Annotated in this window: 19 protein-coding genes; 18 read left to right on the forward strand and 1 reads right to left on the reverse strand. The window is 46.5% G+C overall.

All coding sequences use genetic code 11. The features are described from left to right. Nucleotides 1–126 precede the first annotated feature (126 nt). The 3 genes from J7E38_RS10825 to J7E38_RS10835 all read left to right on the forward strand — a co-directional run bounded on the left by J7E38_RS10825 (nucleotide 127) and on the right by J7E38_RS10835 (nucleotide 4,320). Nucleotides 127–1,656 carry an aldehyde dehydrogenase family protein gene (locus tag J7E38_RS10825; RefSeq protein WP_214705765.1) on the forward strand — a complete coding sequence of 510 codons (1,530 nt, stop codon included), beginning with the start codon at nucleotides 127–129 and terminating at the stop codon, nucleotides 1,654–1,656. 29 nt (nucleotides 1,657–1,685) lie between these two features. Continuing rightward, nucleotides 1,686–2,900, forward strand: a complete 1,215-nt coding sequence (locus J7E38_RS10830; protein WP_214705766.1) for an iron-containing alcohol dehydrogenase — start codon at nucleotides 1,686–1,688, stop codon at nucleotides 2,898–2,900. A gap of 205 nt (nucleotides 2,901–3,105) precedes the next feature. After that, the gene (locus J7E38_RS10835; protein WP_215038475.1) at nucleotides 3,106–4,320 is read left to right on the forward strand and encodes an acyl-CoA dehydrogenase family protein; all 1,215 of its coding nucleotides are present in this window, start codon (nucleotides 3,106–3,108) and stop codon (nucleotides 4,318–4,320) included. A 63-nt stretch (nucleotides 4,321–4,383) separates the two neighbouring features. On the opposite strand, the gene J7E38_RS10840 is transcribed toward J7E38_RS10835, so the two are convergent. Beyond that, nucleotides 4,384–5,433, reverse strand: a complete 1,050-nt coding sequence (locus J7E38_RS10840; RefSeq protein ID WP_214705768.1) for a M42 family metallopeptidase — start codon at nucleotides 5,431–5,433, stop codon at nucleotides 4,384–4,386. Between the two features lie 150 nt (nucleotides 5,434–5,583). Between J7E38_RS10840 and J7E38_RS10845 the strand changes: the two genes are divergently transcribed. The 15 genes from J7E38_RS10845 to J7E38_RS10915 all read left to right on the forward strand — a co-directional run bounded on the left by J7E38_RS10845 (nucleotide 5,584) and on the right by J7E38_RS10915 (nucleotide 20,969). Next, a complete protein-coding gene (locus J7E38_RS10845; protein WP_214705769.1) occupies nucleotides 5,584–6,477 on the forward strand; it encodes a superoxide dismutase in 894 nt (297 codons plus the stop codon). 148 nt (nucleotides 6,478–6,625) lie between these two features. Beyond that, on the forward strand, nucleotides 6,626–6,871 hold the full coding sequence (locus J7E38_RS10850) for a DUF3892 domain-containing protein (RefSeq protein ID WP_483297168.1): 246 nt from the start codon (nucleotides 6,626–6,628) through the stop codon (nucleotides 6,869–6,871). A gap of 172 nt (nucleotides 6,872–7,043) precedes the next feature. Further along, nucleotides 7,044–8,219 (forward strand): acyl-CoA dehydrogenase family protein, encoded by a 1,176-nt coding sequence (locus J7E38_RS10855; protein WP_214705770.1) that lies wholly within the window; start codon nucleotides 7,044–7,046, stop codon nucleotides 8,217–8,219. Nucleotides 8,220–8,265: 46 nt separating this feature from the next. Next, nucleotides 8,266–9,030 carry a beta-ketoacyl-ACP reductase gene (locus J7E38_RS10860; RefSeq protein WP_214705771.1) on the forward strand — a complete coding sequence of 255 codons (765 nt, stop codon included), beginning with the start codon at nucleotides 8,266–8,268 and terminating at the stop codon, nucleotides 9,028–9,030. A gap of 17 nt (nucleotides 9,031–9,047) precedes the next feature. Beyond that, nucleotides 9,048–9,497, forward strand: coding sequence for a MaoC family dehydratase N-terminal domain-containing protein (locus tag J7E38_RS10865; protein WP_214705772.1), 450 nt, complete (start codon nucleotides 9,048–9,050; stop codon nucleotides 9,495–9,497). Continuing rightward, entirely contained in the window at nucleotides 9,494–9,901 is a 408-nt protein-coding gene (locus J7E38_RS10870) for a MaoC/PaaZ C-terminal domain-containing protein (RefSeq protein WP_214705773.1), read from the forward strand. Before J7E38_RS10865 ends, J7E38_RS10870 begins: the two co-directional genes overlap by 4 nt. A gap of 246 nt (nucleotides 9,902–10,147) precedes the next feature. Continuing rightward, nucleotides 10,148–11,293, forward strand: a complete 1,146-nt coding sequence (locus J7E38_RS10875; RefSeq protein WP_214705774.1) for an acyl-CoA dehydrogenase family protein — start codon at nucleotides 10,148–10,150, stop codon at nucleotides 11,291–11,293. A 57-nt stretch (nucleotides 11,294–11,350) separates the two neighbouring features. Beyond that, nucleotides 11,351–12,556 (forward strand): acyl-CoA dehydrogenase, encoded by a 1,206-nt coding sequence (locus J7E38_RS10880; protein ID WP_214705775.1) that lies wholly within the window; start codon nucleotides 11,351–11,353, stop codon nucleotides 12,554–12,556. Between the two features lie 12 nt (nucleotides 12,557–12,568). Next, complete coding sequence (locus J7E38_RS10885; RefSeq protein WP_214705776.1) at nucleotides 12,569–13,342, forward strand: SDR family oxidoreductase; 774 nt, start codon at nucleotides 12,569–12,571, stop codon at nucleotides 13,340–13,342. A 15-nt stretch (nucleotides 13,343–13,357) separates the two neighbouring features. Then, nucleotides 13,358–14,527, forward strand: coding sequence for a thiolase family protein (locus J7E38_RS10890; protein WP_214705777.1), 1,170 nt, complete (start codon nucleotides 13,358–13,360; stop codon nucleotides 14,525–14,527). A gap of 26 nt (nucleotides 14,528–14,553) precedes the next feature. Further along, nucleotides 14,554–15,612, forward strand: coding sequence for a phosphotransferase family protein (locus J7E38_RS10895; RefSeq protein ID WP_214705778.1), 1,059 nt, complete (start codon nucleotides 14,554–14,556; stop codon nucleotides 15,610–15,612). A 5-nt stretch (nucleotides 15,613–15,617) separates the two neighbouring features. Next, nucleotides 15,618–17,336: an alpha/beta hydrolase fold domain-containing protein gene (locus J7E38_RS10900; RefSeq protein ID WP_214705779.1), complete on the forward strand. Its 1,719-nt coding sequence runs from the start codon at nucleotides 15,618–15,620 to the stop codon at nucleotides 17,334–17,336. Between the two features lie 23 nt (nucleotides 17,337–17,359). Then, nucleotides 17,360–19,036 carry a long-chain fatty acid--CoA ligase gene (locus tag J7E38_RS10905; protein WP_214705780.1) on the forward strand — a complete coding sequence of 559 codons (1,677 nt, stop codon included), beginning with the start codon at nucleotides 17,360–17,362 and terminating at the stop codon, nucleotides 19,034–19,036. 44 nt (nucleotides 19,037–19,080) lie between these two features. Beyond that, nucleotides 19,081–19,944, forward strand: coding sequence for a branched-chain amino acid ABC transporter permease (locus J7E38_RS10910; protein WP_214705781.1), 864 nt, complete (start codon nucleotides 19,081–19,083; stop codon nucleotides 19,942–19,944). Then, a complete protein-coding gene (locus tag J7E38_RS10915; RefSeq protein ID WP_214705782.1) occupies nucleotides 19,944–20,969 on the forward strand; it encodes a branched-chain amino acid ABC transporter permease in 1,026 nt (341 codons plus the stop codon). Before J7E38_RS10910 ends, J7E38_RS10915 begins: the two co-directional genes overlap by 1 nt. The last annotated feature ends 1 nt before the right edge of the window (nucleotide 20,970 follow it).

Below are 20,970 nucleotides of genomic sequence, written 5' to 3' on the forward strand. Positions count from 1 at the left end.
AATACGCCCTATTGGTGACGCTATAATCAAGATTATGTTAAATAAGGACTCCAATAGGATCTTCTTCAATGATTTAGTAACTAGTTTTTTAATAAATTTATATAAACCCAATAAGGAGGGCGCAAAATGACTGTCAATGTCGATGTAAAAACATTTTCTTTATTCATTAATGGAAAGTGGGAGGCTGCGAGCAGCCAGGAAACATTTGATGTCTTTAATCCAGCTACCGGGGAATTAGTGGCACGAGTGGCAAAAGGAAATGCAACGGATGTGGACAGAGCAGTAGATGCGGCTAGGAAGGCTTTCGATGAAACCGACTGGAAGGATATGAAGCCGAAGGACAGATCGAAGGTGTTATACGCTATTTCTTATCAAATTGCTGCACATGCTGAAGAACTTGCTTACCTCGAAGCCATCAGCTCGGGCGGTACCATAAGGAGGATTGGGGCAAACGACATCCTGCAAATGGTTGATTTGTTCCAGACATTGGCCAAGTTTGTGGAAGAGTACCCATTTTCGGAAACGCTTCCAATTCCGCCGTTCCCTGGACCGGCTCACAATTTTATCTGGCGCGAGCCAATAGGCGTTTGCGCAGCAATCACACCATGGAATCTACCGATGATGATTGCGACTTGGAAAATCGCACCAGCCTTGGCGATGGGCAACACGATTGTGGTCAAGCCTGCGAGCTATACACCGTTATCGACGATGAAGCTAGCTGAAATCATTTCCCAGGTCGTGCCTCCAGGAGTCATAAACGTCGTCACTGGACCAGGTGCCGAAGTTGGTGAAACGCTGGCAAGCCATCCAAAGGTCGATAAGGTTGCTTTTACAGGGTCGACTGAAGTCGGACGCAAGGTAATGCAGCTAACTGCAGGGACGGTTAAAAATACAACACTCGAGCTAGGCGGGAAATCTCCAAACATCATCCTCGAGGATGCCGACTTAAGCATCGCACTGCCTGGAAGTTTATTTGGAGTGTTTTTGCATTCCGGGCAGCTTTGTGAATCAGGGACGAGGTTATTTGTGCCTGACCATTTACATGATGTGATTGTGGAAAACCTCGTAAAGCTGGCTGGCAAAATCAAGCTTGGCAATCCGCTTGATCCAGCTACTGATGTTGGTCCGATCATTTCACAGAAGCAAAAAGAAACCATCTTATCCTATATCGAAGCGGGCAAAGCAGAAGGTGCAACACTCGTATGCGGCGGACACGAACGAAAGGTGGCCGGCTGCGAAAATGGCCACTTCATCGAACCGACGATTTTCACGAATGTCACAAATGATATGAAAATCGCCCGTGAGGAAATCTTCGGACCGGTGCTGTCTGTTATTCGATACACCGATTTGGATGATGCAATCAGGATGGCGAATGATTCAATCTATGGGCTTGCTGCCGGAGTATGGACACAGGATGTCAATAAAGCATATGACGTCGCACGCAAGCTGCAGGCAGGAGTTGTCTGGATCAACGACTGGCATATGCTGCGCAATGATGCTCCGTTTGGCGGCTACAAACAAAGCGGAATCGGCCGCGAGATGGGTAAGCATTCACTTGATGCTTACACGCAGGTCAAGCATGTACACACTTCCATGGTACCAGAAGTTCATAAGCGTTCATGGTATGGCTTGCTGCTTTCCGACAGTGCTGAATAAAAAACTAAAATAATAATGAGGTGAAAAGGATGCAAAGTACAACATTATCGCAATTCTCGCTCCGCTCAGCGATCTACAGCGGTTCTAATTCAAGGGCAATGGTGCCCGATTTATTCAAGGGATTGGGCTCTAAAAGGGTGGTTCTTTTTAGCGACAGGGGCTTAGAAAAAGCAGGAGTAGTCGGAAAGGTTGCACAGATTTTTGAATTGACGACCAAAGGCACGGGTCCAGAATTAGCTGGTATCTATGTGGATATTGCTCAGGACGCAGAAAGCAGTTCAGTGAATGAGGCACTCCGATATGCAAGGGAAGTTGGTGCGGATGGCTTGCTGGCTGTCGGCGGAGGAAGCGTACTTGACACGGTCAAAGGCGTAAAATACGCCATGCATAAAGGCTTGACCGACATAAAGGAAGCCATACCTGGAGGCTTTTTATTTGAGCAGTTCCCGAAGGCAACCCATATTCCAATCCCGCACATCGCAGTGCCAACTACAGCGGGTACCGGTTCAGAAGTGTCGCCGATCGCGGTCATATACAATGAAGATATCCAAATGAAAGGAAATATTATCAATCCTTTCCTCAGCGCGGACATTGCCGTGCTGGATCCGGACCTTACTGTGGGGCTGCCACCGGCAATCACCGCGTTCACAGGATTCGACGCATTGACACACGCAATTGAAGCCTTCGCATCGCCAAACGCAACTGCACTGACAGATGCCCATGCATTGCACGCAATCAGGCTGATCGAAAAGAATCTGCCTGTAGCTGTATCTGAAGGTTCCAATGTTCATGCAAGAATGGAAATGCTGCAGGCGAGCTTAATGGGAATCACCGCGTTCAGCTTTGCGTTGAACGCGATTCCAGTCCATAACTTTGCACATGCCTATGGCGCACTCTTCAGGATTCCGCATGGCTTGGCGAATGCTGTTTTCCTTCCTGTAGTCATGGAATATGTACCAAGCCTGTACCTTCCGAAGGTAAAAGAACTGGCATCTGCTTTGCGTGTTACATTCAATGAACACGAGGACAATGAGACCGTGCTGGCAAAGGTCGTTGAAAAGATCCGGGTCCTTCAGCATAAAACAGGGTTGCCTTCAGATTTTGCACAGTACAGCCTAACAGAGGAAGACCTGGAGAGGGTTGCCGGAGCTGTAGCGAAAGACCCTGCGGCGGTTTCATTCCCGATGCCGAAGGAACTGATTCAGGCTGTCGGCCAGCAGGTTGTGCCGATCGGCGTAAAGTAAAGATACTAAAAAAAGGGGAATCCATCATTGGTTTCCCCTTTTTACAGAGGAAAGTATAATAAAAACGTCTAGCTTCAGCGCCCCTAGCCCCTCGAGTCGTTCAGTCCGACCAATAAAGCAAAGAACAACTTCACCGGTCGGCCCTCCAACTCTTGTCTTGGCTGAGCAAGGCGCTTACGCTTTTCTTAAGGAGTGATCATCAATGATGAATTTTGATTTTACAGATGAACAAGAGCTGTTAAAGAAAACGGTCAGGAATTTTGTTGACAGGGAAATCATGCCTTATATAAAAGAATGGGATGAAAAGCAGCATTTTGAGAGCAGTATTTTGACAAGGCTTGCGGATCTTGGCCTTATGGGAGTCTGCATACCGGAACAATATGGCGGCAGCGGGATGGATTATAATTCTTTGGCCATTGTTTGTGAGGAACTTGAGCGCGGGGATACTGCCTTCAGGACTGCAGTCTCCGTTCACACTGGCCTCAACAGTATGACTCTCCTGCAATGGGGAACTGAAGAGCAAAAACAAAAGTATTTAGTTCCTCAGTCAAAAGGGGAAAAGGTAGGGGCGTTCGGATTGACCGAGCCGAATGCAGGATCGGATGTAGCGGCTATGCAGACAAAAGCCACAAACGAGGGGGATTATTATATTTTGAATGGGTCGAAAACATGGATTTCATTATGTGATGTTGCTGACCATTTCCTCGTATTTGCGTATACCGATAAAAGTAAAAAACACCATGGCATTTCGGCCTTTATCGTTGAGAGGAACTGGGATGGCTTCTCCTCCAAGGCGATAAAAGGGAAGCTTGGGATCAGGGCGGGGAATACCGGTGAAATCTTTTTTGATCATGTAAAGGTTCCAAAACAAAACCTGCTTGGCAAGGAAGGTGACGGCTTTAAGATCGCAATGTCCGCCCTGGATAATGGCCGTTTCACGGTGGCCGCAGGTGCGTGCGGAACGATTATGGCAAGTCTTGAAGCAAGCTTGAAGTATTGTCATGAAAGAAGTACTTTCGGCAAGGAAATCGGCAGGCACCAGCTCGTCCAGCAGATGATCGCGAAGATGGAAGCTGGGCTCGTACAATCGCGCCTGCTTGTTTACCGGGCAGGCTGGCTAAAAAATCATGGCAAGCGGAATACCCGTGAAACCTCACTGGCCAAATGGCAGGCCTGCGATTATGCCTACGAAGCAGCAAATGATGCTGTGCAAATCCATGGTGCCTACGGTTTCTCAAACGAATATCCTGTCGAACGATATTTGCGGAACGCAAAAGCGCCAGTGATATATGAAGGAACGCGAGAAATCCATACGGTTATGCAAGCGGAATATGCGCTAGGCTATCGAGTTGATAAACCACTCTCGAATATGCTCCCGGAATGGCCTTTCGAGTCAGTATCGGAAGAAATCATGAAATGAGACACGTCATAACGATGAAAAAGGAGATGCGCTTCAATACCGAAGCGCATCTCCTTTTTACCATTATAAAACCATGTCAGATTGTACGTAGTGATAAAGCAGCTTAGCTGTATTTTCAATAGAATCCTTATGTGTTCGTTCAAATGCGTGTGATGAATCGATTCCGGGCCCAATCAGACCGTGGATGATATCATGTCCTGAACGGATTGCAGCTGAAGCGTCTGATCCGTAAAATGGATAAATATCGAGTTTGTAGCCGATACCATTGTCGATCGCCAGTTGTGTCAGCCTTTTACGAAGTTCATAATGATATGGGCCGCTCGCATCCTTTACACAAATGGAAACCGTGTATTCATCGGTAGATTGGCCATCGCCCATCGCACCCATATCCACCGCCAGGTACTCAACGGTTTCCGGCGTGATATTCGAATTGCCTCCATAACCGATTTCTTCATTATTGGAAATCAGGAAATGTGTCGTATATGGCAATTCAATGTTTTCGCTTTTGATTTGTTTGATTAGCTGAAGCAGGATCGCTACGCTTGCTTTATCATCCAGGTGACGTGATTTAATATATCCGGATGGTGGAAGCTGTACACGCGGATCAAATGAAACAAAGTCTCCAACCTCGATGCCAAGTGCTCTCACATCTTCAGCGTTATGGACTTTTTCATCGACGCGAACTTCCATGTTATCCTGGTTGCGCTCTGCTTTCCCGGCATCCTTATAGACATGTACGGAAGTCTGGTGCATCAAAATCGTTCCTGAGAACTTTTTGCCGCTGGACGTCTCAATCTCGCAATACTCACCTTCAATGGAGTTATACTTAAAACCGCCGATCAAATCAAGCTTTAGGCGTCCGCTTGGTTTGATTTCTTTTACAATGGCGCCAAGAGTATCGACGTGGGCAGTCAGCATTCTGTGGTTTTGCTGATCTTTACCAGGCAAGGTAGCAATCAAACCGCCCTTGCGATTCCTTTTTGTTTCTACCTGCAATTCCTTTAAATAATTTTCTACATATGTAATGACTTCGTTTGTATTACCTGAAGGACTCGGAATACTGACCAGTTCCTTTAACAGGTTCACTGTCTCATCCGTATTTGGATATGCCATAATGAAATTCCTCCCTAAAATAAATTCTCACATAATTCATATTATAAGCTTTTTTTCCGAAGCAAAGTACCATTTATCTTTAATTCCTGTAATCCCTAAACCAGTCTGGACATATTTTGATTATGGATGTAGTTTTGGGGAGGCGGTTAAATGAACGGGTATTGGTTTAGATATTCATTGCAGGAATGGTGCAGGGAAATGGAAGAGAAATGGGACTCCGTGAAAGCTCTGCTTAGAGAATCGGAAGATCAAGACTCGTTAATGCAATGGGAAGAAAACTTGTTCACCTTGAAAAAGAAAGCAGAAAGTAACGTGGATGAGGAAGATTTATATGCACAAGCGAGAAAATTATTTGACGAACTAACAAATTATGTGAATGGTCCTGAAATTGACCGCCAGCAAGCGCAACGACTGCAGCCGGTGCCAATAGGAGGCCACAAATTGCCGCCTTTGCCATATGGCTATAATGCGCTCGAGCCTGTAATCGATAGAGAAATCATGAGACTTCATCACTTAAAGCATCACCAAAGCTATGTAGATGGCTTGAACAAAGCAGAAAAAGAAATGCAGAAAGCCAGGCAAACCGGTGATTTTTCTTTGATCAAACATTTGGAAAGGGAAGCAGCTTTCCACGGATCAGGACACTATCTCCACACAATTTTCTGGAACATTATGATCCCGAATGGAGGAGGATCTCCAAAAGGACAGCTTGGCAAAGCAATCAATGATGCTTTCGGCAGCTTTGAGGGATTTAAAAGACATTTTACAGAAGCCGCTAAAAATGTCGAAGCTGTAGGCTGGGCCATTCTTGTCTGGTCCCCGCGTTCCCACCGCCTCGAAATCCTCCAGGCTGAAAAGCATCAAAACCTGACACAGTGGGATGTTGTTCCACTCCTCGTTTTGGATGTTTGGGAGCACGCCTACTATCTTCAATATAAAAACGAAAGAGCTAAATATGTTGAAAACTGGTGGAATGTCGTCAACTGGAAGGAAGTCGAGCAGCGTTTCAACAAGGCCAGAACATTAGCGTGGCAGCCATTTTAGAGGAGTGACTTAGTGTCACTTCTTTTTTTGTATAAATGCTTCCTTTTGGCAAAAACTAAACATATGTTCGGGAGGTGGTATTTTGGATAATAAAGATTTTAACCAAATCTACAATGAATACAAGGAGCAAAGCAAAGCACAGGCAGAAATCGAAGCAAACACTGGCCAGCCCGGGAAAGAGCAAATCGTGGCTGTCCGGAAAAATGATGACGGAGACCTGATCGCGTTCAAGACAGACAACGGCAGGGAACTGGATTATGTCACTGCCCTCAGTGAGGCTAAGGCTGGCAGGCTGGCCCATGTGGATGTATTCCATAAATACGGACGGGATATTCTTAGGAGTGAGCCAGACGGAATTAAAGAAAACAATCTCGATTATCTGCCCGATTTTTAGCAGGGAATTTTCCCTGCTATTTTTGTTTCATGCATAAAAAACTTGATTTTTCTGAAATTTCAATCTAAAATTAACATTAACATACCAACCGGTAGGTATGTGAAAAAGGGTAGTAACATACAATTTTAATAGAGATGCAGTTTAATAAGAAAAAGTTAGGGGAGTGACTTGAATGCATTTACGCCTTACAGAAGAACAAAAAATGGTACAGAAGACCATCCGCAGGTTCGTGGAAAAAGAACTGATCCCTCTGGAAAATGAGGTACTAAGGAATGAAAGAGAAGGTCGTCCAAGCCTTCCGCCTGGAAAATTAAAAGAGCTGCAATTAAAGGCAAAGGAAGCAGGCTTCTGGGGAATCAACACGCCGGAACAATATGGAGGTGCCGACCTAGGGCAGATGATGATGGCCATCGTTTTGATGGAAATTTCCAAAACCTTTGTTCCTTTCCAATTCGGTGGGTCAGCTGACAATATTCTTTACTACGGAAACGAAGAGCAGAAGCAAAAATATTTAATCCCAACCATCAATGGGGAGAAAAAGTCCTGCTTCGCCATGACAGAGCCAGGCGCAGGATCGGATACAAGAAATATTAAAATGACCGCAGTCAAGGATGGTAATGAATGGGTTTTGAATGGTGAAAAGACATTTATAACAGGCGGAAATGAAGCAGACTTTGTGATGGTCATTGCCATTACTGATAAAGAGAAGCACCGAGCAACCGGCCGTGATGGAGTGACCTGCTTTATCGTTGACCGGGATATGGGCTGGAAGTCAGAGTATATACATACGATGGGCGAGTGGGGTCCAGCCGGGCTTGTGTTTGATAATGTCCGCGTACCAGAAGAAAACATTCTTGGTGAAGTCGATGGCGGTTACAAATTGGGACTTGAATGGATTGGCTTTGCAAGATGGGTTGTTGGCGCAAGGGCAATCGGATCTGCCGAACGCCTGCTGCAAATGGCGATTGACTATTCAAAAGAACGCATCACCTTTGGCAAGCCGATTGCTGAAAGACAAGCCATCCAGTGGATGATTGCTGATTCGGCGGTAGAAATCGAAGCAGCAAGGTGGCTCGTACTGAACGCCGCCTATACGCTCGATGCAGGTGAAGATAACAGACATATGGCCTCGATGGCTAAATTGTACGGCTCCAATATGGGGAACAGGGTAGTTGACCGCGTCATGCAAATACATGGCGGTATGGGATACACAAGGGAATTGCCAATCGAGCGCTGGTACCGTGAAGCAAGGCTTTGGAGAATTTACGATGGAACAGATGAAATCCAGCGGATGATCATCGCGAGGGACCTGTTAAAAGGCCATGTGAAAATTGGCCAGTTTGTTTAATAAGTGAATTTGTAAGCGTTAACAGTTTACTAGATAGGGAGGAATCATGATGGGAAGATTTGATGGCCGAGTGGCTTTTGTAACAGGAGGAAGCCGGGGAATTGGAAAAGGGATTGTCCAGCTATTCGCGCAAGAAGGAGCTAAAGTAGCTTTTATTGATTTGAACGAGGAAGCTCTGGCTGAGACAACGAATGAACTACGTGAAAAGGGATATGAAGTCTACTCAAAGGTAGCGAATGTTACTGACGCAGAGCAAGTTGAACAGGCATTCAAAGAGGTGAAGGATCACTTCGGTTCTGTTGATATTCTAGTGAATAATGCTGGCGTCATTCGTGACAACCTTCTTTTCAAGATGACCGACTCTGACTGGCAAACGGTCATGGATGTCCACTTGAAGGGATCATTCAATGCAGCCAGGGCTGCCCAGAAGTACATGGTTGAACAGAAATATGGCCGAATCATCAATATTTCTTCGACTTCCGCACTTGGAAACCGAGGACAGGCAAACTATGCTGCAGCCAAGGCAGGGCTTCAGGGGTTCACCAAAACCCTGGCCATTGAGCTGGGGCGTTACGGCATAACCGCAAACTCCGTAGCTCCAGGGTTTATCGAAACGGAAATGACAAGAGAAACTGCAGCTCGAATTGGCATCCCTTTTGAGGATTTGATTAAACACAGTGTAGCGGGAATTCCTGTTGGTAGAAGCGGAAAACCGGAGGATATTGCCAATGCGGTCGCTTTCTTTGCGGATGAAAAATCATCCTTTGTAAATGGCCAGGTCATTTATGTCGCAGGCGGTCCCAAAAATTAACGCGAGGTGAAGGATCCATGTTCAAAGAGCATATTGGCAAGCAATCGAATAAAGTGAAAAATATAGTCGAACGCGGCGCAGTCAAAAAGTTCGCGGAAGCCATCGGGGATCTTCATCCCATTTTCGTGGACGAGGAAACGGGCAAAAACTCCAGATACAGCAGAAACATCGCGCCGCCAACGTTTCCGAGAGTATTTGACTATGGAACAATCGACGGATTGAACCTTCCAAATAAAGGCCTGATCCATGGTGAACAAACCTACCATTATGAGCGTCCCTTATTGGTAGGTGAAGAAATCACCTGCTACTCGGTAGTGAAAAATTACTTTGAAAAGAAAGGCACCCAGGGAGAAATGGGCTTCCTTGTATTAGAAAGCTTTGGTGAGGACGAGATGGGGCAGGTTGTTTTCACCTCTACACAAACAGTCATTATTACTGAAGCAGTAAGGAAGGTGCTGATTGGATGAGTAGATTAGCAGAATTGAAGATTGGTGAATCTCTTAAGGAAATCCAGCTGGATCCAGTGGATCGAATCACTTTGATTAAATATGCTGGCGCGTCCGGGGATTATAATCCGATTCATACAATAGACGAAGAAGCAAAGAAGGCGGGACTGCCGGGGATTATCGCACACGGAATGTGGACTATGGGCAACCTGGCGAAACTGTTCACTGATTTTTACGAGGAAGGTTTCATTCAAGACTACACAATCCGTTTCAAAGGAATGGTGTTCCTGAATGACGTTGTCACTCTTCAGGCAGAACTGGCAGAGGAAAATGAAAACAATCTCCGATTCCTCGTCCGAGCAGTCAACCAAAATGGTAATGAGGTCATTAAGGGAGATGTTTTGTACCAGCTGTATGCTTCTTGATACTAATTAAACCCGGCATAGAGTTGCTGGGTTTATTGCTATAGGTGGTGCAGCATATAGGAATATAAATCGATTTTAAGGAAAATAAGTTCATTTTTAAGGAATAAAAAGAAAAAGTCAGGAATAAATGATCAATTTTAAGGAATAAAATCAAAAATTCAGGAATATCAGCTGCCAATTGATTCAGCAAGATCTACTTTTGATGAAAAATTTATGTTTTTACCAGAAACGAGGTGACAAACACAGGTGAATTTCGACTTTGATGAGGATTTATTAGCATTAAAAAGCAATGTCCGTGATTTCATCCAGGGTGAAGTCGACCCTGTTGCGATGCAAATTGAAGAAGAAGATAGAATCCCTGAGCGGATCATCCAGCTTTCAAAGGAAATGGGGCTGTTTGGACTTAGCATCCCAGAAGAATACGAGGGACTCGGCATCGGCATGGTTGAAAAATGTGCCCTGTATGAGGAAATTGGCCAGACACACAACGGGTACACCACTTTAATAGGCGCTCATACCGGAATCGGCACGGTTGGCATTGTCGAAATGGGCGATGAGCAGCAAAAACGCAAATACTTGCCGGCGATGGCAAAGGGTGAAAAGATTGGCGCTTTCGCCCTCACTGAGCCTGATGCCGGTTCTAATGCGGCGAACCTTAAGACGACTGCGATCAGAAAAGGTGATAAATACGTCCTGAACGGTTTGAAGCATTATATTACAAATGCTGTCGAAGCAAGTGTTTTTACCGTAATGGCGGTAACGGACCCTGAAAAAGGTGCGAAAGGCATCACTTCCTTCATTGTTGAAAAGGACTTCCCGGGATTCAAGCTTGGCAAAGTCGAAAAAAAGATGGGACTTAAAGGTTCTCATTCAGCTGAATTGGTTTTCGAGGATTGCGAGGTCCCTGTTGAAAATGTGCTCGGAGAAGAAGGACAGGGTTATGTGAACGCCTTGAAAATACTTGCCAATGGAAGGGCGGGCCTTGCATCCCGCAATCTTGGGTCCTGCCAGAAGCTTCTCGATATGTCTGTTGCCTATGCAAAGGAAAGAATCCAGTTCGGTACACCAATAATCAAGCACCAGGCGGTCAGCCATATGCTTGCGGAAATGGCGGTTGAAATCGAAGCGCTCCGGTCACTTACATACCGAGTCGCCTGGATGGTGGATTCGGGCAAAAAGGTCATCAAGGAAGCGGCCATGCTGAAGCTTTATGGTTCTGAAGTGTATAACCGGGTTGCTGATAAAGCCGTTCAAATCCACGGCGGGCTCGGCTATATTTCTGATTATCCTGTGGAAAGATTTTTCCGGGATGCCAGGATTACAAGGATCTACGAAGGTACTTCCGAAATTCAGAAAAACATCATAGCAGCACAGCTGGAAAAAGAATATTAAATGCGGAACATACCTACTGTTTAGTATGTAAGAAACAAATTGGAAGAGGTGGAAAAAATGAATTTTGACCATACAGAGAAGGTCAAGGAATACCAGGCCAGGCTGACAGAGTTCATGGATGAATACATTTATCCGAATGAACAGGTGTATAAAGAACAAATTGACAAGAAGGACCCTTTCTCAAAAGTTCCACCGATCATGGAAGAGCTAAAGGCAAAGGCAAAAGAAAAAGGTCTTTGGAATCTGTTTTTGCCAGAGAGCGAATATGGTGAAGGACTGACCAACCTCGAATACGCTCCCCTTTGCGAAATCATGGGCAGGTCCAGCATCGCGCCAGAGGTGTTCAATTGCGCTGCACCAGATACCGGAAATATGGAGGTACTTGTCCGCTACGGAACTGAAGAGCAAAAGGAACAATGGCTGAAACCGCTTTTGGATGGTGAGATCCGATCCTGCTTCTCGATGACGGAGCCGGATGTAGCTTCATCTGATGCAACGAATATCCAGGCAAGCATCGTCCGAGATGGTGACGAGTATGTCATTAACGGGACAAAATGGTGGTCATCAGGTGCTGGCGATCCGCGCTGCAAGATTGCGATCGTGATGGGTAAAAATGACCCGAACGCTCCAAAGCATGAGCAGCAATCAATGATTCTCGTTCCGCTGGATAGCCCAGGAGTAACAATTAAGAGAATACTGCCAGTCTTTGGCTATGATCATGCTCCGCATGGCCATGCCGAAATAGAATACAAGAATGTCAGAGTACCTGCCTCCTATATGCTTTGGGATGAAGGGAAAGGCTTTGCGATTGCCCAGGGGCGTCTTGGCCCTGGCAGGATCCACCACTGCATGAGGACGATTGGAGCGGCTGAAAGGGCTCTTGAGGATATGTCAAAACGGGTCCTGGAAAGAACCTCTTTTGGCAAAAAACTTGCAGAGCAGGGTGTCATCCAGGAATGGATTGCGGAAGCACGAATCGATATTGAGCAGTCCAGACTGCTGACATTGAAAGCTGCCTACATGATGGATACGGTTGGAAACAAAGAAGCGAAGGCGGAAATTGCGATGATCAAGGTGGTCGCGCCAAATATGGCATTGAAAATCATTGACAGGGCAATCCAGGCTTTCGGCGCTGCCGGGGTAAGCGATGATACTACGCTCGCTGCTTCCTGGGCAAATATCCGAACACTAAGGTTGGCGGATGGACCGGATGAAGTGCACAAACGAGCAATCGCAAGGTATGAACTGAAAAAATATATGTAAGGGGGAGCAGCAATGCATGTATCAGAACTATTTTCACTAAAAGGAAAAGTAGCCATTGTCACCGGGGGCGGCCGCGGTCTCGGAGAACAGATCGCTGTAGGTTTTGCTGAAGCAGGAGCCAATGTTGTCGTCTGTTCGCGACGAGTCGAAGCATGTGAGGAAGTCAGCCATAAATTGAAGGAAATTGGTGTTGAATCTCTTGCTTTGAAATGTGACATCACGAACCCTGAGGACGTTAAAAATGTCGTCGATCAAACTGTTGAGAAATTCGGCCGGATCGATATCCTTGTCAATAACAGCGGCGCATCATGGGGGGCCCCGGCGGAAGAGATGCCGCTTGAGGCCTGGCAAAAGGTCATGAATGTCAATGTGACTGGAACATTCCTGATGTCCCAGACAGCCGGAAAAGTCATGCTTGAGCAAGGTGGAGGAAAAATCATCAATATTGCATCGGTGGCTGGATTGAAAGGGTCCAATCCAAAGGTGATGGATGCAATCGGCTATAACGCCAGCAAGGGAGCCGTGATCACTTTTACGAAAGACCTGGCAGTTAAATGGGGACCGCGCGGCATCTACGTCAATGCAATAGCGCCTGGATTCTTCCCGACCAAAATGTCAAAAGGGCTGCTGGAAAAAGGCGGTCAGGCAATCCTCGAAGGAACGCCACTAAGGAAATTCGGTTCTGATACTGACCTAAAGGGGGTCGCTGTATTCCTGGCGGCACCGGCTTCAGACTACATCACCGGAGACGTAGTCGTAGTGGATGGCGGGACACATGTACTTTAAAAGGGGGATACTGCTTTGAAAAGAGATGCTGTAATCGTTTCTGCTGTGAGGACGGCCATCGGCAGGCAGGGCGGAGCGCTCGCCTCGATCCCTGCCCATGTTTTTGGAGCTGAAGTCATAAAGGAAGCGATCAGGCGGGCGAATGTCCAGCCTGAAATGATCGCAGATGTGATCATGGGAAATGTCATCAGCGGCGGTGGGAATATTGCCCGGCTGACGGCCCTGCAAACAGGACTTTCACTCGAATTGCCCGGCCTGACGATCGACCGGCAGTGCGGATCGGGAGTCAACGCAGTCACTCTCGCTGCCCAGGCCATCAAGGCAGGTGATGGTGATGTCTATGTTGCAGGCGGGATTGAAAGCATGAGCCGTGCACCATACTTGATGGATAAACCCGAGAAACCATACAGCCCTGTTCCACCAAGCTTCAGGAAGTCCCGGCTGTCACCGGAGGAAATCGGCAATCCGCCAATGGGCATCACAGCAGAAAACCTTGCAGAAAAGTACTCAATTTCAAGAGAAGAACAGGATGAATTCGCGCTGGCAAGTCAGCAAAGAATGGCTGCCGCGATGGCTGAAGGACATTTTGACGAGCAAATCGTTCCAATCACGATTCCGGTCCGAAAAGGGGAGCCCATCGTTTTTAAAAAGGATGAACACCCAAGGCCGCAAACGACAATTGAAGCACTATCCAAGTTGCCGGCAGCATTTTTACAGGGAGGAACCGTTACAGCCGGCAGCAGTTCTGGCTTGAATGATGCTGCTGCTGCACTAGTCATAATGTCCAGAGAGAAAGCTCAGGAATTAGGTGTGAAACCAATGGCAGTCATCAAGGATCAGGCAATTGCCGGGGTCGACCCGAACATCATGGGCATCGGTCCTGTACCTGCGGTTAGAAAAGTACTTGAGAGATCTGGCCTCCAACTTGACGACATGGATCTGATTGAAATTAACGAGGCTTTCGCCGCCCAGGTGATTGCATGCGACCGGGAGCTTCATATGGATATGGAGAAGGTCAACGTGAATGGCGGTGCGATTGCACATGGCCATCCGCTGGGTGCCACCGGAGCGATTCTGATGACAAAAGCTGTCTATGAACTTGAAAGAAGAGGCGGGCGTTACGCATTGATCACGGCCTGCATCGGCGGTGGCCAGGGAATCGCAGCTATTATCGAACGCGAGTGAAATTTTCAAAAGGAGGAATGGCACTTATGGCTTCTGATACGATACCGATCAGGCAAGGAGAAGAACTGGATACGAGTGTTATCGAAAAGTACCTTAGGGAGCAATTGCCTGATCTTCCAGAGGGCCTTTTAACAATTGATCAATTCAGTTTCGGTAAATCAAATCTCACCTACCAGCTTAAAATCGGAGAATGGGAGGCGGTATTAAGGCGTCCGCCGCTCGGTCCTGTTGCGCCAAAAGCACATGATATGGAAAGGGAATACAAGATTCTTAAAGAAATCAGCCCACACTTTGCGGCTGCTCCGAAGCCCTATTTATTTGCTGATGAAAATGTCATCGGAAGTCCGTTTTTTGTGATGGAAAGAAAGCGCGGCATAGTCCTTGATACAGATTTTCCTGAAGGCATCTCACCGACTGGAGAAATGTGCAGATCCTTATCGGAAACGATGGTGGACCACCTTGTTGAGCTGCACAGTATCGATTATACGAAGACCAGGCTTACCGAAATGACGAAACCCGAAGGCTTCATGGAACGCCAGGTCATAGGCTGGATCCGCCGTTATGAGCGGGCGGAAACGGATATTGTCGATGGCGTGGAGCACTTGAAGCAATGGATGCTGAAGAATGTCTCGGAATCCAAAACGCCAGCGATCATTCATTACGATTATAAACTGAATAATTCCATGTTCAATGAGGCATTGACAGAGATGGTCGGCCTGTTTGACTGGGAGATGACGACTGTAGGTGACCCGCTGGCAGATCTGGGTGTGGCGATGAGCTACTGGATTCAACCGGACGATTCCGATCTGCTAAAAAGAGGGATGGGAAAGCCGCCAGTCACAGTGATACCAGGGTTTATGACCCGTGATGAATTCATGGAGCGGTATGCGAAGAAAAGCGGAAGGGACCTTGCGAACATGAATTTCTATCAAACATTCGCTTATTTCAAGCTTGCCGTTATTTGCCAGCAAATTTATTACAGGTGGAAAAAGGGCCAGACAAAGGATAGCCGGTTTGCGGATCTCGATGCATTTGTCAGCAGCCTGATTCAATATGCGTTATATACCGCAGAAAAGAAAGGGTGAAGGACATGATGAAGATTCACCTTTTGCTAAAAAAAGAAGACATCGACAAGCAAAAAATGGCCGACGACAAGATCGCTGTTGTCTTTGATGTTCTTCTGGCAACCTCCACCATCACGTCTGCCCTTGAATTCGGTGCCAAAGAAGTGATTCCGGTCCTTGATGGAAAGGATGCGGAAAAAGAAGCGGAAGGCAGGGAAAAAGATCGTTTCGTACTCGTCGGCGAGTATCAGGGGAAAACAATCGATGGGTTTCTGTCACCAAATCCACTGGAATTGAAAGAAAAAATCGAGGGGAAGTCCGTCATCCTGTCGACAACGAACGGAACCGTCGCGCTTAAAAATTCGGCGGATGCAAAGGCGGTTTATGCAGCGTCACTGATGAACTGTAAGGCAGTTGCCAATCATATTTTAAAAGATTATCAGGGAGAGACAATTGTCGTCGTCTGCTCGGGCTCCTCGAACGAGTTTAATGTCGAGGATTTCCATGGGGCGGGATGCTTCATTGACTGCCTTATTAAGGAATATGACAAGGAGTTTTTCCTGACCGATTCTGCTTATGCTGCGCACAGTTTCTACCATGCGCACAATCAAAACAGTGATGATATTTTAAAAGACTCCAGAGTTGGACGGATGCTTAGTAAACATGGATTTGATCCGGAAATCGAATTTGTCTCACAGCAAAGTATTTTTAATACGGTTCCTATGCTGATGGACAAAAAGAGAATCATAGACGTTTTAAATGACAACGCTTACAAAAAAGGAGAGGAACGTATGTCATTGAAGCCAGAAGTAAAAGCATTGCTTGAAGCATATGCCCAAAATCCAGTGCCGCCATTGGAGCAGCTCCCGCTTTCGGAAGCAAGGAAGGGTTTTGAACAGTCTGCAAAACTTATGAGTAAAGCTGAGCTGCTTTCAAACACAAAGGATCTTAAGATCCCAGGGTACAAGGATGAGATTAAGATAAGAATTTATACACCAGAGGGAGCAGCAGGAACCAAGCTTCCGGCAATGGTCTACTACCATGGAGGCGGCTGGGTGATCGGCAATATCGAAACACATGATGCCCTTTGCCACACATTATCCAATGAAGCTGGATGTATCGTAGTTTCCGTGGATTATAGTCTCGCACCTGAAAGTAAATTCCCGGTTGCAGTCGAAGATTCATATCTAGCTGCCAAATGGGTGTTTGAAAACGCTGATGAGTTGAACATCGATGAAAACTTTATCGCTGTGGCAGGAGATAGCGCAGGAGGAAACCTTGCAGCAGTCGTAAGCTACCTTGCTGTCCAGAGACAGACACCATCGATTGCATATCAGATGCTATTTTACCCGTCTACAGGCTTCGAATACACTCCATCCTATGAAAAGTACGGCGAAGGCTATTATTTGACTAAGTCAACCATGAATTGGTTCCGCGAACAATACTTAAACTCACCCGATGATACGCAAAATCCACTGGCCGCGCCAATGCTGATCCCAGATGACAAAACAGCTCTGTTGCCTCCTGCTTATATCCTGACAGCGGAGCTGGATCCATTATGTGATGGCGGAGAGCATTTTGCAGCGAAATTAAAGAATGCAGGTGTAGAGACCGAGTATATCTGCGCTCCCGGGATGCTCCATGGTTTCCTTGGGATGACCGAATATTTGCCAGATGGTAAGGAAGCAATCAAGGCTGCTGCGGAAGCCTTTAAAAAAAGAAGCGCTCTTAAGCCGGTTGAATAATAATCTTTAAGGAGGAATATACGATGCCTAATCGACACTTTGATCACTGGCCAAAAATCTCTAAATCTCTGACATTGCCGGAAACATCACTCTATGAAAATCTGAAAGTCAGTGCGGAGAGATACCCGGACCAAAGCGCCATCTATTACTACGGAAATGCCATTTCTTACAGAGAGCTTGATGAAGAAGTAAATTCGCTTGCTGGATTCCTTCAGCAGAAACTTGGGGTTTCAAAGGGTGACAGAGTGCTATTATTCATGCAAAATTCTCCTCAGTTCGTCATTGGATTCTATGCAATCTCACGTGCAGACGCAGTTGTCGTGCCAATCAATCCGATGCTGACGGCAGACGAATTGAGCTTTTACATCAAGGATTGTGAGATTACTTCGGCTTTGGTTGGACAGGAGCTTTATGACAAAGTGGAGCCGCTGATGGGTTCTACCCCATTACAGAATGTAGTGGTTGCCGCCTACTCTGATTACAAAGGGGAAAATTTTAACGGTGTCGTGCCTCCAGAGACAGAGGCAGCCAGGGCAGTTTACGAGCAGCCAGGACACTTCCATTGGAAAGAAGCTATTGCAGCACAATACGAGCCAAGGGCCCATATGTCAAAGGCAGATGATATTGTAGTGCTTCCGTATACTTCCGGGACAACCGGACTTCCAAAAGGCTGCATGCATACCAATCGGACCGTTCAGGCTAATACAATCGGTGCCTATCACTGGTCCAGCTCGACAACAAGTGCCGTTCACCTGACGACATTGCCATTATTCCATGTGACCGGGATGGTACACAGCATGCATATGCCGATTTTTTCCGGCAGCACGATGGTCCTTATGACGAGATGGAACCGCGAGGCAGCGGTCGAATTGATTAAATCCCAAGGGTGCACGCACTGGGTAGCTATCGCTACGATGATCGTCGATTTCCTGGCGAATCCAAAACTGGATCCAAAAGACATTGCCACTCTAACATCGATCTCCGGCGGTGGCGCAGCCCTTCCAGAGGCAGTGGGGGAAAAGCTGTTCAAATTGACCGGGCTGCGATTTGTAGAGGGATACGGACTTTCCGAAACAATTGCCCAGACCCATTTCAATCCGCCAGACCGCCCTAAAATGCAGTGCCTGGGCATTCCATCATTCGACGTCGATGCAAGAATTATTGAACCATCCACCGGAAAAGAACTTGGTCCTGGTGAAGCAGGAGAAATTGTCGTGAATGGCCCGCAGGTGATGGTCGGATATTACAATCGGGAGGATGAGAACAGAAGTTCCTTTATTGAAATTGATGGCAAGAAGTTTTTCCGGACAGGCGATATTGGCCGTTATGATGAAGAAGGCTACTATTTCATGGTCGACCGTGTTAAAAGGATGATCAATGCTTCTGGTTATAAGGTTTGGCCTACAGAGGTTGAATCTTACCTTTACAAGCATCCAGCCATCCAGCAGGCAGTTGTAGTAGGTATACCTGACCCAAGAAGAGGCGAATCGGTAAAAGCATTTGTCATTTTAAATGATGGGTATAAAGGCAAAATCAGCGAAGAAGAAATAATCGAATGGTCCAAACAGCATATGGCGGCATATAAGTACCCTCGCGAGGTAGAATTCAGGACACAATTCCCAATGACCAGCAGCGGCAAAATCCTGTGGCGGAAGCTTCAGGAGGAAGAGAGGGAAAAGGCTGAAAATCAGGTGAGGTAAAAAGACTCCGTCACGTCAGATATTAAATTTTAAGGAGGATCTTGATGGAGATTTTGGTTCAGCAGCTGTTCAATGGGCTTACCATTGGCAGTGTTTATGCTCTTGTCGCTCTTGGACTCACTCTTGTTTACGGTATCCTTCATATCCCGAATTTTGCCCATGGTGCTTTATACATGATGGGTGGATATATCACCTTGATGATGATGGTGCAATATGGCCTTCATTACTGGCTGGCCATTCTCGTTTCTGTCATCGCAGTCGGATTAATCGGCGTTCTTATGGAACGATTGGTCTTTCACCCATTAAGACATGCGCCGCCGATCCATGACAAAATCGCAGCAATCGGAATTCTATTATTCTTGGAAGCCTTCGCGCAATTCATCTGGGGCGCAGACTACCAAATGATGCCGACACCTTACGGCCAGGTCGTCCAGGTGTTCGGACTGACCTTCACGATGCAAAGATTGCTGATCATCATAGCGGCTATTGGTGTGATGGTACTGCTTTACCTGTTCCTAAAAAAGACGTTCACGGGTGCCACGATCATCGCGATGTCCCAGGACCGCGATGGAGCCAATCTTGTAGGAATCAATACAAACCGAGTGGCAATGCTGACATTCCTGATTTCCGGAGGGCTTGCTGCAATAGCCAGCTCTTTGGCAGCCCCTATTAATCTTGTTTTTCCCGGAATGGGCCAGCTGGTCATTTTAAAGGCCTTTGTCATCATCATCCTGGGCGGCATGGGCAGCATTCCTGGAGCGATTATTGGCGGCTATATTTTAGGTTTCAGCGAAAGTCTGGGGGCCACGTATATTTCTAACGATTACAAAGACATCATTGCATTCATCCTGCTGGTCATCATTTTAACAGTAAAACCAACCGGCCTGTTTGCCAAGGGGGGACACTGATGGCGAAGGTAATCAATAAACGTACTATGATTCTTGCACTCTTGTTATTTGCGATTGCCTTTCCATTCGTTTCGCAAAATGACTATATCATCCATGTGATGACTCTGTCGTTCATCTGGATGATCGGTGTCTATGGGCTTAACCTATTGGCGGGTTATACAGGTTATCTCTCGCTGGCGCATGCTGGATTCTTCGCGATCGGTGCGTATTCATTGGGCCTCCTGACGGTAAAGGCACAGATGAATTTCTGGCTTGCTTTTGTCTTGTCGCTTCTCATTACCTCTATTATTGGATTTTTAGTCGGTGTCATTGCGCTAAGGACGAAAGAACATTTCTTCGCCATCTATACCCTTTGTGTCGGGTATATCATCTATCTGGTCATTGATAAATGGGACAGTTTGACAGAAGGCGTCCGCGGATTGATCGGAATCCCTGCACCGGCAAATATCGGACCAATCTCATTCGAGTCATCCCTGTCACAATATTATCTTGTTTTGGCCATCTTGCTTCTCGTTATTCTGATAGTTTATCGAATCGTGCATTCCCTGACCGGAAGGACGTATATTGCGATTCGCAATAGCGAAGACCTTGCCCAGACTATCGGAATCTCAACAATGAAAAATAAATTGGAAGTTTTCGTACTTTCCACTTTTTTCGCCGGACTGTCAGGAGCGCTTTATGCATCATTCATCCGTTTCATCGGGCCTGATATTGGAAATATCGTCATTACGTTTGATTTGCTGACATACCTTCTGATCGGCGGAATAGGCACCTTATCCGGACCAATCGTTGGCACCTTTTTGGTGGTATGGATATCCCAGCAGCTGCAGTTCCTTCAGGATTACCGGATGCTCATTTTCGGACCTGCGCTGACTCTCCTGGTCATCTTTTACCCGAGGGGCATCACCGGGGCAATCGGCGGCTGGAGCTTAAAGCGCGCTGAAAAAAACCTTCATAAAGCTAAAATAAAAGATGGATATTCACAAAAATCAATCAGTGCAGACAACCAGGTGAAGGAGGGGTAAG

The organism is Bacillus sp. ISL-35 (genome assembly GCF_018613355.1).
Taxonomy (GTDB): Bacteria; Bacillota; Bacilli; order Bacillales; family Cytobacillaceae; genus Mesobacillus.